The following is a 15,975-nucleotide window of genomic DNA, read 5'->3' on the forward strand; positions in this document are numbered from 1 at the left end:
CATCGCCGCGTCGCCGGACGGCTCCGGAGAGTAGTTGTGGCACGCCGATGCACGCAGCATCACTTACGAAGGGTTATGGTGGAAACCCCCCCTCGGGCCGGTCCGTCTCCCCCCCACGGACCGGCCCGTTTTTTGTGGGTCCGCCGGGCGGCTCGAACCACCGGCCGGAACCGTTCGTTCCGCCCCGGTTGGCGGCCCGTCGCCGCAGCGGGGGTAGGCTTCGCCCCCGGGGACTGCCACACGGGCAGGGACCGCCAGCGGCCACGACCGGGCCGCACACCGCGGCCTGTCCGATCCTTACGGAGGGGCTGACGATCACGTGAACCTGCGCGACAAGCTGCGTGGCCTGCTGGTCAGGCTGTACGCACGCCGGGTGGAAGGTCACCTGGACCACGCTCAGGTGCCCAAGCACATCGGCGTCATCATGGACGGCAACCGGCGCTGGGCGAAGGCCGCCGGATCCAGCACCGTCGACGGCCATCGGGCCGGTGCCGGGAAGATCGAGGAGTTCCTCGGCTGGTGCACCGAGACCGATGTCGAGGTCGTCACGCTCTGGCTGCTGTCCACGGACAACTTCGACCGGCCGCGGGAGGAACTCGTCCCCCTGCTCGGCATCATCGAGGACGTCGTGCGCACCCTGGCCGCCGACGGCCGCTGGCGCGTGCACCACGTGGGCACGCCCGACCTGCTGCCCTCGGGGATGCAGACGGTCCTCAAGGAGGCCGAGGAGACCACCGCGCACGTCGACGGCATAGTGGTCAACGTCGCCATCGGTTACGGCGGCCGGCAGGAGATCGCCGACGCCGTCCGCTCGATGCTGCTCGACGCCAAGGACCGGGGCACCTCGATGGAGGAGCTCGCCGAGGCCGTCGACACCGACATGATCGGGCGTCACCTCTACACCAGCGACCAGCCCGACCCCGACCTGGTGATCCGCACCAGCGGCGAGCAGCGCCTGTCCGGATTCATGCTCTGGCAGACCGCCCACTCCGAGTACTACTTCTGTGACGTGTTCTGGCCGGCGTTCCGCAAGGTCGACTTCCTGCGGGCCATGCGCGACTACGCCGTCCGGCACCGGCGCTACGGCGGCTGACGTACCGCTGCCGGGCACCGCGGACGCAGGACGTCCCACGTCACGACACCTCCCGGTACCCCCTTGAGGACGCGCGTAACACGGAGTTCACCGGCTCGCCGTCATATGCCGTGGCATGGCGACGCTCGTTCGAGGGCATAACCCAGACAGGTCGACGCCCGAACCACGGGTGTCGTATCTCAGCGGACGGCACGGGGCCGTCCGCCCGGGAGGCCCTTTGCACCAGCCCGATCGTGCGGTCACAGCACGGACGAAGAGGCGGAGGGCCGGTTCTCGGCCCGCGCAGGGCGGCCGACGACCGGTCCAGCTCCATACCGTCGCTCCCCGACCTCATCCGAGGGGGTACGTCCTTCCGTGGTGACCAGCACAAAGCGCCACAAGCCCGACCGGCGCACCTATGTTCTCGACACCAGCGTCCTGCTGGCCGACCCGAACGCCCTGAACCGCTTCGACGAGCACGAGGTCGTGCTCCCCATCGTCGTGGTCACGGAGCTGGAGGCCAAGCGGCACCATCCCGAACTCGGCTACTTCGCCCGGCAGGCCCTGCGCCTGCTCGACGAGTTCCGGGTCCGGCACGGTCGCCTCGACGCCCCCATCCCGATCGGGGATCTGGGCGGGACCGTCCGTGTCGAGCTCAACCACTCGGACCCCAGCGTGCTGCCCAGCGGCTACCGCCTGGGGGACAACGACTCCCGCATCCTCGCGGTCGCCCGAAACCTGCAGGCCGAGGGGTTCGACGTCACCGTCGTGTCCAAGGACCTCCCACTCAGGATCAAGGCGTCCTCCGTCGGACTCCTCGCCGAGGAGTACCGCGCGGAGCTCGCCATCACGGACTCCTCCGGCTGGACCGGAATGTCCGAACTGACCCTGCCCGGCGAGCAGGTGGACATCCTCTTCGAGGAGGGGCACGTCTACGTCCCCGAGGCCGCCGAACTGCCGGTGCACACGGGCCTGATGATCCAGTCGGAGCGCGGCAAGGCCCTCGGGCGGGTCACGCCCGAGGGCAACATCCGTGTCGTGCGCGGGGATCGTGAGGCGTTCGGCATCAAGGGCCGCAGCGCCGAGCAGCGCATCGCGCTCGACCTGCTGCTCGACCCGGACGTGGGAATCGTGTCGATGGGCGGCCGGGCCGGCACCGGCAAGTCGGCGCTCGCGCTGTGCGCGGGGCTGGAGGCGGTCCTGGAGCGCCGTCAGCACCAGAAGGTGATGGTCTTCCGCCCGCTGTACGCGGTGGGCGGGCAGGAGCTGGGCTATCTGCCGGGTTCCGAGGCCGAGAAGATGAGCCCCTGGGCGCAGGCGGTGTTCGACACGCTGTCGGCGGTCACCTCCCGCGAGGTCATCGAGGAGGTCACCGCACGGGGGATGCTGGAGGTCCTGCCGCTCACCCACATCCGCGGCCGCTCGCTGCACGACGCGTTCGTGATCGTGGACGAGGCCCAGTCGCTGGAACGGAACGTACTTCTCACCGTTCTGTCCCGGATCGGGGCCAATTCGCGGGTGGTTCTCACCCACGACGTGGCCCAGCGGGACAACCTCAGGGTCGGCCGGTACGACGGTGTCGTCGCCGTCGTGGAGAAGCTGAAGGGGCACCCGCTCTTCGCGCACGTGACCCTGACGCGGTCCGAGAGGTCCCAGATCGCTGCCCTTGTGACCGAAATGCTCGAAGACGGGCACATCTGACCGCACCACGCCAAACACTGGCGGTTATGCGATAGTTGGCGCCGCCCGGAAAAGGCCAAGAGCCTAGCCGGGCGGCGCCTTCGCGTGTGGCCGTTCCGTGGAATTTCCTGCGTCAAACGGGATGTGAGCTTTCACACGCAACTCGGAATTGCCTTGCCCCGTCCGGTTACGGCAGAGTCTCACTCCTGTCAGGCCCCGCATACGACACACCTGTACCCCCAGCGGTACGGCACCACAAAAGCATCAGCATCAACTGCATAGCGATGTCGTATGCCGCCCGAGCAACACGTGGCGCTCTCCTCGGGGGAGTTGCCCACCGGGCCCGCGCCTCCCGTGACCCCGCAGTTGGGGAGGCCAGTGCCAGGGGCACGATTGCGTCCGCGAGGGTCACCGAAGCGGGCGATGCTGGAAGGAAACCGTGTGAGCCGGATCTCGGTCCGGGGATTCGCAGTGGCTTCGGCCACGGCGGTCACCGCTGTCGGAAGCGTCGTCGGCGTTGCCTCGGGCAGCACCGCGCAGAACAACGACGCGGAGGCGACGGCAACCGGCGCCACGCTGCTCGCGGACATCCCCGCGGGCCAGCAGGCCCAGGTGCAGACCGCGTCGCTGACGCAGCAGGCCGACGCACAGGCCATTCAGGCGGACGCGAGCGCGAAGAAGGACGCCGAGGAGGCCGCCCGCAAGGCCGCCGCCGAGACGGCCATCGCGAAGAAGGAAGCCGCCGAGAAGGCGGCCAAGGAGGCCAAGGAGCGCGCGGAGGCCAAGGAAGCCGCCGCCAGCCGCTCCAAGGACATCTCCGACTTCCCCGTCGCGACCTCCTACAGCATCGCGCAGCTCCAGGCGATGGCACGCCAGATGGTGCCGTCGGGCCAGTTCCAGTGCTTCAGCAACATCGTGGACCACGAGTCCGACTGGAACTACAAGGCGGTCAACCCCTCCTCCGGGGCCTACGGCATGTTCCAGGCGCTGCCCGGTTCCAAGATGTCGTCCGTGGGCGCCGACTGGCGGACCAACCCGGCCACCCAGATCAAGTGGGGCCTGAACTACATGAACGATCGCTACGGCAGCCCCTGTGAGGCCTGGTCGTTCTGGCAGGCCAACAACTGGTACTGAGCCGGCCGGCCCACGGCCGAACCCGTCCTTCGCGCGAGCCCCGCACCGTCATCCGGTGCGGGGCTCGCGCCATGTACGGTCGGACGGACGGCTCCCCGGGGGAGTGGTGCGCCAAGACGGGGGAAAAGGACGGATCATGTCGAGAGTGCCAGGGTGGCTCGGCCGGCTCGGTGCCGGGCTGACCGAGATCAGCGAGCGGTACAACGAACGCCGCGCCGAGGCCGAACGGGAGCAGGACGACCCCGAGCCCGGGACGCTCGCCGGTGACCACGTGCCGCCGCCCCCGGACTACGCCCCCGACGGCGCCGCCCGCCCCGATCCCGCGCTGGCCGTGCCGTGGGGGATGCGGGTCGCGGCCGAGGCCGGCTGGCGGCTCCTCGTCCTCGCGGGCGCCCTCTGGGTGCTGATGCGGGTCATCAGCGCCGTCCAGCTCGTGGTGCTCTCGTTCGTCATCGCGCTGCTCATCACGGCGATCCTGCAGCCGACCGTGGCCCGGCTGCGGCGCCACGGCGTGCCGCGCGGGCCGGCGACCGCGCTGACGGCGATGTTCGGCTTCGTCGTCATCGGCCTCATCGGCTGGTTCGTGACCTGGCAGGTCATGGAGAACATCGACGACCTCTCGGGCCAGATCCAGGACGGCATCGACGAGTTGCGGAACTGGCTGCTGAACAGCCCCTTCCACGTCACGGACAAGCAGATCAACGAGATCGCCAAGAACCTGCGGGAGGCGGTCGGGGCGAACACCGACCAGATCACCTCCGCGGGTCTGGAGGGCGTGACGGTCGTCGTCGAGGCGCTCGCCGGGATCCTGCTCGCGGTCTTCTCGACGCTGTTCCTGCTCTACGACGGCAAGCGCATCTGGGAGTGGACGCTGAAGCTGGTGCCGGCGGCGGCGCGGCCCGGGGTGGCCGGGGCCGGACCGGCGGCGTGGCGGACGCTGACGGCGTATGTGCGGGGCACGGTGATCGTCGCGCTGATCGACGCGATCTTCATCGGGCTGGGGATCTACTTCCTCGATGTGCCGATGGCCGTGCCGCTGGCGGTGTTCATCTTCCTGTTCGCGTTCATCCCGCTGGTGGGTGCGGTGGTGTCCGGGGCGCTGGCGGTGGTCGTCGCGCTGGTCACCCAGGGGGTGTTCACGGCCGTCATGACGCTGGTGGTGGTGCTCGCGGTGCAGCAGATCGAGGGCCACATCCTGCAGCCGTTCATCCTGGGACGGGCCGTGCGGGTGCATCCGCTGGCGGTGGTGCTCGCGGTGGCGTGCGGGGGCATGGTGGCCGGGATCGGCGGCGCGGTGGTCGCCGTTCCGCTGGTGGCGGTGACGAACACGGTCGCCGGGTATCTGCGGTCGTACTCGCAGAAGTCGGCGCTCCGGCACTCGGTGCGGCCGCGCGGGGCCACGGCGGTGAGCGCGGAGCCGGCCCCGCAGCCGCCCTCGGCCCCGGAGTAGTCCAGGAGCCCGGGACACCGGCAGGGCCCCGTCCACCGGTCAGGTGGGCGGGGCCCTGCTCTGTGAGGCGTGCGGCCGGGGGTTACTCGGCCAGGACCGCCTCGGCGTCCAGCGTGACGCCGACCGCCTGGATCACGGAGGCGATCTTGAACGCCTCCTGGACGACCTCGCGGTCGAGACCGGCCTTGCGCAGCACCTGCTCGTGGGAGTCCAGGCACATGCCGCAGCCGTTGATGGCCGAGACGGCGAAGGACCACAGCTCGAAGTCGACCTTGTCGACGCCCGGGTTGCCGATGACGTTCATCCGCAGGCCGGCGCGCAGGGTGCCGTACTCGTGGTCGGAGAGGAGGTGACGGGTGCGGTAGAAGACGTTGTTCATCGCCATCACCGCGGCGGCGGCCTTGGCGGCCGTGTACGCCTCCGGCGACAGGTTCGCCTTCGCCTCCGGCTCCAGCTCGCGCAGCACGATCGGGGAGCGCGAGGCGATCGCCGTCGACAGCACCGTGCCCCACAGCTGCTGGGCCGGCAGGTCGGAGTTGCCGATGACCGAGCCCAGGTTGAGCTTCAGGTCCTTGGCGTAGTCCGGTATGGCGGACTTCAGGGCATCCAGCGACATGTCAGATCACTCCCCGGAGAGCAGCGCGACCGGGTCGAGGGTCTCGTCGCCCTTCGACCAGTTGCAGGGGCACAGCTCGTCCGTCTGGAGCGCGTCCAGGACCCGGAGGACCTCCTTCGGGTTACGGCCGACCGAGCCCGCGGTCACCATCGAGAACTGGATCTCGTTGTTCTGGTCCACGATGAACACCGCGCGCTTGGCGAAGCCGTCCTCGCCCTCGATGCCGAGGTCGCGCATCAGCTCGTGCTTGGAGTCGGCCATCATCGGGAACGGCAGGTCGCGCAGGTCGTCGTGGTCCTTGCGCCAGGCGTGGTGGACGAACTCGGAGTCGCCGGAGAAGCCGAGGACCTGCGCGTCGCGGTCCGCGAACTCCTCGTTCAGCTTGCCGAAGGCGGCGATCTCGGTCGGGCACACGAAGGTGAAGTCCTTGGGCCACGCGAAGATGACCTTCCACTGACCCTCGTAGGTCTTGTGGTTGATCTGCTGGAACTCCTTGCCCTTCTCCAGCGAGACGCAGGCGGTCAGGTCGAACTCGGGGAACTTGTCACCGACGGTGAGCACACACACTCCTTGCAGCGAAGAAACCCCCGGATTGCGGGGGTTTCCCATGGGTTGGACTGTGTTGATGTTGGCACAGGCTCGATTGATTACGGAAATAGCTACACTCGGTCGAGTTGATCGGAGGTAGTTATCAGTGACTGTCGGTAATAAGCGCAGGCAGCCCAGCCTCGCCCAGCTCCGGGCCTTCGCGGCGGTGGCCGAACACCTTCATTTCCGGGACGCGGCCGCGGCGATCGGCATGAGCCAGCCCGCCCTCTCGGGCGCCGTGTCGGCCCTGGAGGAGACACTCGGAGTGACGCTCCTCGAGCGTACGACGCGCAAGGTGCTGCTCTCACCCGAGGGCGAGCGGATCGCCGTACGCGCCAAGGCGGTTCTGGGGGAGGTGGGGGCGCTCATGGAGGAGGCCGAGGCGGTCCGGGCGCCCTTCACCGGGGTGCTGCGGCTCGGGGTGATCCCGACGGTCGCGCCCTATCTGCTGCCGACGGTCCTGCGGCTCGTCCACGAGCGGTACCCGCACCTCGACCTCCAGGTGCACGAAGAGCAGACCGCCAGCCTCCTCGACGGCCTGGCCGGCGGCCGGCTCGACCTCCTGCTGCTCGCCGTGCCCCTGGGCGTACCGGGCGTGACCGAACTGCCGCTGTTCGACGAGGACTTCGTACTCGTCACGCCGCTCGACCACTGGCTCGGCGGCCGGGAGGGCATCCCGCGTCAGGCACTGCGGGAGCTGAACCTGCTCCTGCTGGACGAGGGCCACTGCCTGCGCGACCAGGCCCTCGACATCTGCCGGGAGGCCGGCCGTGACGACGTGCCGGTCACCACGACCGCCGCGGGGCTGTCCACGCTGGTGCAGCTCGTCGCGGGCGGGCTCGGCGTCACCCTGCTGCCGCGCACCGCCCTCAAGGTCGAGACCTCCCGCAGCAACCAGCTCCTCACCGGGTACTTCGCCGACCCGGCCCCCACCCGCCGGATCGCGCTGGCGATGCGGGCGGGGGCCGCACGCGGCGGGGAGTACGAGGAGCTGGCGGCCGCCCTGCGCCAGGCGCTGCGGCCGCTGCCCGTCCGGGTCGTCGACCGGGACGCCTGACGCCCCGTAGGAGGACCTACTCCGTCCGCAGCCCGTCCGGCCGCATCAGCTTCAGCAGCGGCGGCAGGCTCAGCAGCGTCACCACCAGGACGACGCCCGCGCCGATGCCGGTCACCGACAGCACGCTCGGCCAGTCCACCCGGACCGACGTGTTCGTCATCCGCAGCAGGACCGCGCCCAGGGCCATGCCCACCGCCGCGGCGAGCAGCAGGCCGAGACCGATCGGGATCGCCGTCTGCCACAGCACCGACAGGCCCAGGGTGCGGCGCCGGGTGCCGAAGGCGACCAGGGACGACAGCAGCTTGCGGCGTTCGCGCAACTGCTCCAGCTGCGAGACCAGCAGGCTCGCCCCGATCAGGGCCAGGACACACGCGGCTCCGACGGACAGACCGGTGCGGATGGCGGCGTAGCGGTCGTTGCTCTCGATGCTGCGCCAGGTCATGGGCTGGGACATCGGGTCGAGCCGCGCGGCCGTGTTGCGCACGTGATCGTAAGCATCCGGCACCGAGGGGTCCACGCTCAGGAAGAGCCGCGTGGAGATGAGCGCCTTGAGCTTCTCGGGCAGCGCGCCGGGGGTGATCAGGATGCCGCCGCGCTCGTACCCGGTGGGGTCCTCGCGGGACTCGGCCTGCCGGATGTCCCGCGGCACGGTCCAGGAGACCGCGCGGTCGCCCGGGCGGTCGGAGTCCTCCGACTCGGTCGACAGCGTCGTGCCGGGCTTGGCCAGGTGATCGCTCTCACTGTCGTACTCCGAGCCCATGGCCGCGAAGACGTCACCGTCACGGCAGCCGGGGAGCGTGGCCACTTCGCGCAGCGAAGCGCAGTCGGCAACAGTGATCTGGATGATGGACTCGTCCTCGCCGCGACGGTCGCCGAGATGGACATCGGCCAGGGCGGTCACCTTGCGCATGCCCTCGGTGTCGCGGTACTTCGCGATGGTGGCTGCGGTGTCACTGCCGTCCGGCACGTCCACGCTCATCTGGGCCCGGGAGACGTCGTACTGCGACGCCCTGGTGTAGGTGCCCTCCACCCCGGCGAACAGCATCTGCAGCGCGATCGCCCCGGCCACCGCCACCGCGATGCCGTTGACCATGCGAGCTGCCACACCACTGCTCAACTGGAGTCTGCGCACGGCCAGTTGCCAGGCGACCCCACCCGAACCGAGCCGGGCGACGACCGTCTCCACGACCCAGGGCAGCAGCGCCGTGACACCGATCAGGAGGAGCATCACGCCGCCGACGACCAGGTACTGGTTGAAGTTCCCTCCGTCGTCGCCCTGCCCGATCATCGGGAAGAGCAGCGCCAGCCCGCCCAGCGGCAGCAGCAGCCGCCACCACAGCCGGCGCCGCGCGGGCTTGGCCGTGCGCACCACACCGAGGGGCTCGATGACCACCCCCCGCAGCGCGAGGATCGTCACCAGGACGGCGGCCGCCGGCACCGCCAGCGCGACCAGAACGGCCAGCAGGGGAGAGGGGTTCAGATAACTCGGGAACACACTGACGCGGAACACCTCGGCGGACGCCGCCAGTTGCCGTCCGAGCAGGAAGAACCCGGTGCCGAGGACGAGCCCCAGCACGGAACCGGCGAGCGCCTCGCCGGCGGCGATCCGACGGGTCATCCGGCTGTCGGAGCCGACCAGCCGCAGCGCCGCGAGCCTGCGGTCGCGCCGCTCGCCGCCGAACCGCACGGCCGCGGCGATGAACACGGCGACCGGCATCAGCAGCACCACGAAGACGACCAGGACCAGCAGGAGCAGCACAGGGTCCCACGGGTCGGGCGACCCCAGGTCCGGGTTGCCGAAGCTGTCGATCCGCGCCCCGCTGGCGGAGCCCTTCAGCAGTTCCGCGAGCCCCGTGCCGCCCGCGTAGTAGGCGAGTTCCTGCGAGCCGACGAGCCCCTGCTCGCCGATGGTGCCCATGATCCGGTAGTCCAGCCGCTCCCGCAGCAGCTTGCCGTCGCCGGAGGCGAGCAGCTCCTTCAGTGCGGGGGAGACGACCATCTCGCCGTCCGCGGGGAACGCCGGCACCCCCGGGGGCAGCGGAGCCTTCGGGCCTTCGGCCTCCAGCATGCGCCCGCGCACGTCCCGGTCCCGGAACGTGGTGTCCGCGTCCAGGACGATCAGGGTGTCGTCGGCCTTCGGTATCTCCTGCTGGCCGAAGGTGTGGTCGCTGCGCGCCTCCTCGCGCCGGTCCCGTTCCGCCAGCGCGCCCGGGACGGCGGTGGTGAGCAGCAGCAGCGCCACCCCGAGCCCGACGCCGACGGCCGTGAGCAGCGCCCGGGTCCACCCCTCGCGTCCGCCCGCGAGGGCGAACCGGGCCCCCATGCCCAGGTCCCGGCTCCACTGCCTGACGCTCATACGACGCGCTCCATGTCACGGGACTTGCCGTCCCGGACGACGATTTCGCGGTCGGAGTACGCGGCCACCCGCGCCTCGTGGGTGACGAGCACCACGGCCGTGCTGGCAGACCGGGCGGCGTCCGTGAGCAGCTCCATCACGCGCTCGCCGTTGAACGAGTCGAGCGCGCCGGTCGGTTCGTCGGCGAAGACCACCCGCGGGTTCGTCACCAGCGAGCGGGCCACGGCGACCCGCTGCCCCTGACCGCCGGAGACCTCGCCGGGCCGCTTCTTGCGGAGGTCGTCGACCTCCAGCCGCTCCATCCACGCCAGCGCGGTCCGCTCGGCCTCCTTGCGGGAGGAGCCGTTCAGCCGCAGCGGCAGCGCGACGTTCTCCACGCAGGTGAGTTCCGGCACGAGCTGCCCGAACTGGAACACGAACCCGAACTCGGAGCGCCGCAGCGCACTGCGCTCGGCGTCGCTCATCGCGGTCACCTCGCGCCCGTTGTACGTGATCGAGCCCGAGTCGGGCATGACGATCCCGGCCAGGCAGTGCAGCAGGGTCGACTTGCCCGACCCGGACGGGCCCATCACGGCGACGACCTCGCCCGGGTGGATGGAGAACCCGGCGCCGTCGAGGGCGGTCGTCGGCCCGTACACCTTGCGCAGGTCCTGGGCGGTGAGGAGCGAACCAGCGGGAATCGTCACCGGGTCACCGCCTCACGGAGCTTGTCCAGACGGGCCGCGGCCAGCTCCAGCCAGCGCAGGTCCGCCTCCAGGTGGAACAGGGCGTGGTCGCAGATGAGCTGGTCGGCCAGATCACCCTTGCGTTTGCGGTCGGTGAGGATCCGCATGCTGCGCAGGTGCTCCGAGCGTTGCGTGTCGAGGATGTCCCCGGCGTCGCGGTGGGTGAGCAGTGCGAGGACGACCTTCGTGTAGAGGGTCGACTGGAGGTACGGCTCCGGTTTCTCGGGCGTGGCGAGCCAGTGCGCTACGTCCGTGACCCCGGCCTCGGTGATCGCGTACCGCTTGCGCTCGGGCCCGTCGCCCGCCTCGATGCCGTCGACCTCGACGAGCCCGTTCTTCAGCAGGCGGGACATCGTCGAGTAGACCTGGCCGTAGTGCAGCGGCCGGTCGTGACCGAACTTCTCGTCGAAGGCCCGTTTCAGGTCGTAACCGTGACGCGGGCCGGACTCCAGGAGTCCCAGGAGAGTGTGACCGATGGACATGGCCAGGACTGTACACGGTGTGTATACGCGACATGTATACGCCGAGTGTGCAGCTCCTGGCCCGGGGTGCGACCGTCCAGGTCGGAGTGGGTTGTCACGGTTCCGCAACAGCCGTGCGGCCCGGGTGTTCAGGCCGGCGGGGGCCCGGAGGCGGACCCCCCGGGCGGCCGCCCCCGCCGGGGCAGCGGCCCGGTCTCCCTGGGTAGCCGCCCCGCCTCGGCCAGCGCCTTGCGCAACAGGAACTCGATCTGCGCGTTGGCCGACCGCAGCTCGTCCCCGGCCCACCGGGCGAGCGCCTCGTACACCGCCGGGTCCAGCCGCAGCAGCACCTGCTTGCGCTGCTGCTGCGGCCGGCGCTGCGGGCCCTGGCCTTCGGGAGGGACCGTCACTGGTAGAGGGACCCGGTGTTGAGGACCGGCTGCGCGGCCCGGTCGCCGCACAGCACCACCATCAGGTTGGAGACCATCGCCGCCTTCCGTTCGGAGTCCAGCTCCACGATGTCGCGCTCGGTGATCCGGGCGATCGCCGCCTCCACCATGCCCACCGCGCCGTCCACGATCTGCCGCCGCGCCGCGACCACCGCTCCGGCCTGCTGCCGCTGGAGCATCGCCGAGGCGATCTCGGGGGCGTACGCGAGGTGCGTGAAGCGGGACTCGATGATCTGCACACCGGCCGCCTCCACGCGCGCGTGCAGCTCGACCGCGAGCTTCTCGGTGATCTCCTCGGCGTTGCCGCGCAGCGACAGGCCGTCCTCCTCGTGGGCGTCGTAGGGGTACTCGATGGCGATGTGCCGCACGGCCGCCTCGGTCTGGGTGGAGACGAACTCGATGTAGTCGTCGACCTCGAAGGTGGCCTGGGCGGTGTCCTCGACGCGCCACACCACGACCGCGGCGAGCTCGATGGGGTTGCCGTAGGCGTCGTTGACCTTAAGGACGGCGGTCTCGTGGTTGCGTACGCGGGTCGAGATCTTCGTGCGGGAGGTGAAGGGGTTCACCCAGCGCAGGCCGTCCTGGCGGATCGTGCCGCGGTAGCGGCCGAAGAGCTGGACGACCCGGGCCTCTCCCGGCGCCACCATGTTCAGCCCGCACATGGCGAGGAACGCCGCGAGCGCGACCAGGATGCCGCCGATGATCAGCCCGGCCTTCGCGCCGCCCGCGTCCACCGAGGGAGCGAGAGCGATCAGTCCCGCGCCGGCCAGCAGTCCGAGCAGGCCGAGCAGCAGGGCCAGTCCGCCGCCGATGCTGTGCGCGGTGAACTCCCGCACGCGGGGCGCCGGCATCTGCGGCACGTCGGCGGTGACCTGCGTGTCGTGTGTGGACATGGGTGGTCCCCCGTTCTTCTGTCGAAGCCACTCCTGCATAGCTTCTGTCTATCTAAGTGATATCACTTTATCGCGTCCTGGCAACCCTTCGCGTGTCTCGTACGTCGGTTCCGTTGGGATGGGTGCTGATTGTCACGTCCGCAAAGGGCCAGATCGGTAGCCCTATCTCTTATCTCCCGGTGTTAGCTTTCTGAGCTGACCTGAGCGGCGAACCTGTGTGACGCGTGAGCACACATGAACGAAGCGGAGCGGATCGGACCCATGGGGCGAGCGGAAGAGAGACGCGCCAGACAGCGCGGTGGGCGCCGGGCGGCACCCAAGAGCCGCCGTTCATCGGCCACGGCCGGGAAGAGCGGCATACGCAGGCTCTTCACCTGGAAGAAGATCCTCGGCACCTTCCTCGGCCTGTGCCTGCTGGGCATGGGCGCCTTCATCGTGCTGTACATGGTGATCGACATCCCCGAGGGGAACGCCGACGCCAAGCGGCAGAGCAACATCTACAAGTACAGCGACGGCGCTGTCATGGCCCGCGACGGCAAGGTCAACCGCGAGGTCGTCGACCTGTCCCGGGTCCCCAAGGGCGTGCGGCTCACCTTCGTCGCGGCCGAGAACAAGACCTTCTACAAGGACGCCGGCGTCGACCTCAGGGGCACCGCCCGCGGCCTGCTCAACACCGTGTCCGGCCGGGGCGCCCAGGGCGGTTCGACGATCACTCAGCAGTACGTCAAGAACTACTACCTGACGCAGGAACAGACCGTTTCGCGCAAGCTGAAGGAAATGGTCATCTCGCTGAAGCTGGACCGGGAGAAGTCCAAGGACTACATCCTCGCCGGCTACATCAACACCAGCTACTACGGCCGCAACGCCTACGGCATCCAGGCCGCCGCCCAGGCCTACTACCGCACCGACGCCCAGAAGCTCACCGTCGCGCAGGGCGCCTACCTCGCCGCGCTCCTCCAGGCCCCGAGCCAGTACGACTGGGCCGTCGCCTCGAAGGACGGTAAGAAGTTGGTGAAGGCGCGCTGGAACTACGTCCTGAACAACATGGTCGACGAGGGCTGGCTGAGCGCGTCCGAGCGGGCCGGCATGAAGTTCCCGGTGCCGAAGGAGCCCAAGCCCGCCCCCGGCATGGAGGGCCAGAAGGGCTACCTGGTCAACGCCGCCAACGTGGCACTGGAGAAGCAGCTCGTCGCCGAGGGCACCGCCGACAGCACCAAGGAAGCCGAGGCGATGGTCAACGCCGGCGGCTGGACCGTCACCCTCAACATCGACAAGAAGAAGCAGGCGGCGCTGGAGAAGTCCGTCAAACGGCAACTGACCGGCAAACTCGACCCCGAGAAGCGCAAGGTCGACGGGGACGTCCAGGCCGGAGCCGCGTCCGTGAACCCGAAGACCGGCGCGGTCGTCGCGATGTACGGCGGCGAGGACTACTTCAAGCACTACATGAACAACGCCACCCGCGCCGACTACCAGCCGGCCTCCACCTTCAAGCCGGTCATCCTGGCCGCGGCCCTGGAGGAGCAGGCGAAGACGCAGGACGGCAAGCCGATCACCGCGAGCACCGTCTACGACGGCACGAGCAAGCGCCCGGTCGTGGAAAACGGCCGCAAGGTCGGCTTCGCCCCCGAGAACGAGGACGACCAGAACTACGGCCCGATCTCCGTCCAGACGGCGATGAACAAGTCCGTCAACTCGGTCTTCGCGCAGATGGGCGTCGACGTCGGCATGTCGGAGGTGGTGAAGGTCGCCGGCGAGCTCGGCATGGACACCGAGAACATGGAGGCCGTGCCCGCGCAGACCCTGGGCAGCATGGGCGCGAGCCCCCTGCAGATGGCCGGGGTCTACGCGACCCTCGACAACCACGGCAAGAAGGTCACCCCGGCCCTCGTGAAGTCGGCCGAGCACCTGAACCGGACGGTCACCATGCCCGACCCGATCGGCGACCAGGTCATCAGCCGCGAGGCCGCCGACTCCGTCACGTCGGTACTGACCGGCGTGGTCGACGACGGCACCGCCCAGGAGTCCGTGGCCAACAATCCCGGCCGCGACGGCCAGCAGGTCGCGGGCAAGACGGGCACGTCCGACAACAACAAGTCGGCCTGGTTCACCGGCTACACGCCGAACCTGGTCACCTCGGTGGGCCTGTTCGGCGAGGACGCCAAGACCCACGCCCAGGTACCGATGTACAAGGCGGCAGGCAAGCCCCGCATCAACGGCGGTGACTTCCCGGCGCGGATCTGGGCGGCGTACACCTTCGGTGTGATGGGCGACGTCAGCAAGTTCGACCTGGAGACCCAGCAGGGCGCGGCCGTCCAGCCGACCTGGACGCCGACGCCCTCGCAGACGCCGACCAAGGAGCCCACGCAGGAGCCGACGACCGAGGAGCCGTCGTCGTCCCCGCCGCCGACGACGGAGAAGCCCTCCTCGTCCCCGCCGCCGAGTCCGTCGACGACACCGCCCACCCTCACCCCGCCCACGTCCCCGCAGACGACACCGCCGGACGACGGCCGTGACCCGTTCGACCCGGTCAAGCCGGGCGAGGACCAGTAGGAGACGCCCAGGGGCGCTCGGCGAAGCGCCGGGCGCCCTGGGGCCTGTGCGTGATCGACCGTCAGTCGCAGAGTGTGGCCGACTGGACCCGGTCGATGATCGCCTTGCCGCTGGAGTCCCACATGAGCGCCGTGACTTCGGAGCACATGACGTGCAGGGCGTTGCTGCTCTCGTACTTCAGGGGACCCGCGTACTGACTGAAGGTGCCCTCGTCGACCTTGCAGGTCGCCCCGGACAGGTTGGGGCAGAGCTTCAGCTTCATCTTCTTCGCGCTGGTCGTGTTGTTGTCGAACACGACACAGACCCCATGCTTGCCCACCGTGGATTTGCCGTAGGAGAAGAGGGTGCCGTAGCGCCTGGAGTCGGGAAGCCGCTCCGCGAACTCCAGCTCATAGCCGCTGCCGCAGAGGGTTGCCGACGCGCGGACGGCAGCGGGGCTCGCCGCGGCGATGGCGCGCGTCTGCGCGTCCTGGGCGCCGGCGGCCGACAGTTGGACGCTGGTGCCGGCGACTCTCTGCCCCGTGAGGGCAGCGTCCTGGGCGACCGCCTGGGGGGCGACCAGAGCGGAGGCGACGAGCGTGGTGCCGAGGGCTAGGGCACGCATGAGGTCACGCATAGTAAGCGCTTCCTTTCGGGAAGGTGATCGGTGTCGGGCGTCCGGTCCTGGGGGTGGTGAGGTCGGAGGGGCGCGCGGCATCGGGGCGAGCAAGCCGCGGGGAGTGGTGACGCGCTGCTGCGGAAAGGCGGTCCAGCACGCAAAGCGGTCCATACCTGTCGAGCGCGGCGATCACCATAGGCACGGAACGGCGGGGCGTAACAGCATAGATGTGCGATATGGCTGAAAGGTGATCCTCTGAGACCACCCGTCGGCAGGGCTGCTCGTGTGCCCGCAACAGGGATGATCTGTGTGTACGTCGTGAACGCGGGGGAGTGAGTGTGGCCGG

The 15,975-nt window shown here is 69.7% G+C and carries 14 protein-coding genes; 6 read left to right on the forward strand and 8 right to left on the reverse strand.

Features of this window, described 5'->3' with window-relative positions; genetic code table 11:
- Nucleotides 1-319: 319 nt before the first annotated feature.
- The 4 genes from A4E84_RS25905 to A4E84_RS25920 all read left to right on the forward strand — a co-directional run bounded on the left by A4E84_RS25905 (nucleotide 320) and on the right by A4E84_RS25920 (nucleotide 5,336).
- Nucleotides 320-1,093 (forward strand): isoprenyl transferase, encoded by a 774-nt coding sequence (locus tag A4E84_RS25905; protein WP_062928843.1) that lies wholly within the window; start codon nucleotides 320-322, stop codon nucleotides 1,091-1,093.
- A gap of 354 nt (nucleotides 1,094-1,447) precedes the next feature.
- Nucleotides 1,448-2,773 (forward strand): PhoH family protein, encoded by a 1,326-nt coding sequence (locus tag A4E84_RS25910; RefSeq protein WP_062928844.1) that lies wholly within the window; start codon nucleotides 1,448-1,450, stop codon nucleotides 2,771-2,773.
- 420 nt (nucleotides 2,774-3,193) lie between these two features.
- On the forward strand, nucleotides 3,194-3,886 hold the full coding sequence (locus A4E84_RS25915; protein WP_470661519.1) for an aggregation-promoting factor C-terminal-like domain-containing protein: 693 nt from the start codon (nucleotides 3,194-3,196) through the stop codon (nucleotides 3,884-3,886).
- A 136-nt stretch (nucleotides 3,887-4,022) separates the two neighbouring features.
- Complete coding sequence (locus A4E84_RS25920) at nucleotides 4,023-5,336, forward strand: AI-2E family transporter (protein ID WP_062928845.1); 1,314 nt, start codon at nucleotides 4,023-4,025, stop codon at nucleotides 5,334-5,336.
- Between the two features lie 82 nt (nucleotides 5,337-5,418).
- Here A4E84_RS25920 and A4E84_RS25925 read toward each other — a convergent pair whose 3' ends face one another.
- On the reverse strand, nucleotides 5,419-5,952 hold the full coding sequence (locus A4E84_RS25925) for an alkyl hydroperoxide reductase (RefSeq protein ID WP_031103031.1): 534 nt from the start codon (nucleotides 5,950-5,952) through the stop codon (nucleotides 5,419-5,421).
- Nucleotides 5,953-5,958: 6 nt separating this feature from the next.
- Nucleotides 5,959-6,513 carry a peroxiredoxin gene (locus A4E84_RS25930; protein ID WP_031132607.1) on the reverse strand — a complete coding sequence of 185 codons (555 nt, stop codon included), beginning with the start codon at nucleotides 6,511-6,513 and terminating at the stop codon, nucleotides 5,959-5,961.
- Nucleotides 6,514-6,646: 133 nt separating this feature from the next.
- On the opposite strand from A4E84_RS25930, the gene A4E84_RS25935 reads away from it, so the two are divergent.
- The gene (locus tag A4E84_RS25935; protein WP_079129119.1) at nucleotides 6,647-7,597 is read left to right on the forward strand and encodes a LysR substrate-binding domain-containing protein; all 951 of its coding nucleotides are present in this window, start codon (nucleotides 6,647-6,649) and stop codon (nucleotides 7,595-7,597) included.
- A gap of 16 nt (nucleotides 7,598-7,613) precedes the next feature.
- On the opposite strand, the gene A4E84_RS25940 is transcribed toward A4E84_RS25935, so the two are convergent.
- The 5 genes from A4E84_RS25940 to A4E84_RS25960 all read right to left on the reverse strand — a co-directional run bounded on the left by A4E84_RS25940 (nucleotide 7,614) and on the right by A4E84_RS25960 (nucleotide 12,481).
- Nucleotides 7,614-9,953, reverse strand: coding sequence for an ABC transporter permease (locus A4E84_RS25940; protein ID WP_062928846.1), 2,340 nt, complete (start codon nucleotides 9,951-9,953; stop codon nucleotides 7,614-7,616).
- A complete protein-coding gene (locus tag A4E84_RS25945; RefSeq protein ID WP_062928847.1) occupies nucleotides 9,950-10,639 on the reverse strand; it encodes an ABC transporter ATP-binding protein in 690 nt (229 codons plus the stop codon). The genes A4E84_RS25940 and A4E84_RS25945 overlap by 4 nt, the downstream gene beginning before the upstream one ends.
- Nucleotides 10,636-11,160 carry a PadR family transcriptional regulator gene (locus A4E84_RS25950; RefSeq protein WP_062928848.1) on the reverse strand — a complete coding sequence of 175 codons (525 nt, stop codon included), beginning with the start codon at nucleotides 11,158-11,160 and terminating at the stop codon, nucleotides 10,636-10,638. Before A4E84_RS25950 ends, A4E84_RS25945 begins: the two co-directional genes overlap by 4 nt.
- A 128-nt stretch (nucleotides 11,161-11,288) precedes the next feature.
- Complete coding sequence (locus tag A4E84_RS25955) at nucleotides 11,289-11,549, reverse strand: type II toxin-antitoxin system antitoxin (RefSeq protein ID WP_062928849.1); 261 nt, start codon at nucleotides 11,547-11,549, stop codon at nucleotides 11,289-11,291.
- The gene (locus A4E84_RS25960) at nucleotides 11,546-12,481 is read right to left on the reverse strand and encodes an SPFH domain-containing protein (protein ID WP_062928850.1); all 936 of its coding nucleotides are present in this window, start codon (nucleotides 12,479-12,481) and stop codon (nucleotides 11,546-11,548) included. The genes A4E84_RS25955 and A4E84_RS25960 overlap by 4 nt, the downstream gene beginning before the upstream one ends.
- Nucleotides 12,482-12,742: 261 nt before the next feature.
- Between A4E84_RS25960 and A4E84_RS25965 the strand changes: the two genes are divergently transcribed.
- Nucleotides 12,743-15,031 carry a transglycosylase domain-containing protein gene (locus A4E84_RS25965; protein WP_062931621.1) on the forward strand — a complete coding sequence of 763 codons (2,289 nt, stop codon included), beginning with the start codon at nucleotides 12,743-12,745 and terminating at the stop codon, nucleotides 15,029-15,031.
- 61 nt (nucleotides 15,032-15,092) lie between these two features.
- Here the strand turns inward: A4E84_RS25965 and A4E84_RS25970 are convergent, their stop codons facing one another.
- Entirely contained in the window at nucleotides 15,093-15,647 is a 555-nt protein-coding gene (locus tag A4E84_RS25970) for a hypothetical protein (RefSeq protein WP_062928851.1), read from the reverse strand.
- Nucleotides 15,648-15,975: the final 328 nt, after the last annotated feature.

It is taken from the genome of Streptomyces qaidamensis, assembly GCF_001611795.1.
GTDB classification, from domain to species: domain Bacteria; phylum Actinomycetota; class Actinomycetes; order Streptomycetales; family Streptomycetaceae; genus Streptomyces; species Streptomyces qaidamensis.

What these genes read in the sequence shown, in the direction of transcription:
- A4E84_RS25970 (WP_062928851.1), bottom strand. Translation starts at nt 15,647, where the DNA reads ATGCGTGACCTCATGCGTGCCCTAGCCCTCGGCACCACGCTCGTCGCC.
- A4E84_RS25965 (WP_062931621.1), top strand. Translation starts at nt 12,743, where the DNA reads ATGGGGCGAGCGGAAGAGAGACGCGCCAGACAGCGCGGTGGGCGCCGG.
- A4E84_RS25920 (WP_062928845.1), top strand. Translation starts at nt 4,023, where the DNA reads ATGTCGAGAGTGCCAGGGTGGCTCGGCCGGCTCGGTGCCGGGCTGACC.
- A4E84_RS25925 (WP_031103031.1), bottom strand. Translation starts at nt 5,952, where the DNA reads ATGTCGCTGGATGCCCTGAAGTCCGCCATACCGGACTACGCCAAGGAC.
- A4E84_RS25960 (WP_062928850.1), bottom strand. Translation starts at nt 12,481, where the DNA reads ATGTCCACACACGACACGCAGGTCACCGCCGACGTGCCGCAGATGCCG.
- A4E84_RS25940 (WP_062928846.1), bottom strand. Translation starts at nt 9,953, where the DNA reads ATGAGCGTCAGGCAGTGGAGCCGGGACCTGGGCATGGGGGCCCGGTTC.
- A4E84_RS25950 (WP_062928848.1), bottom strand. Translation starts at nt 11,160, where the DNA reads ATGTCCATCGGTCACACTCTCCTGGGACTCCTGGAGTCCGGCCCGCGT.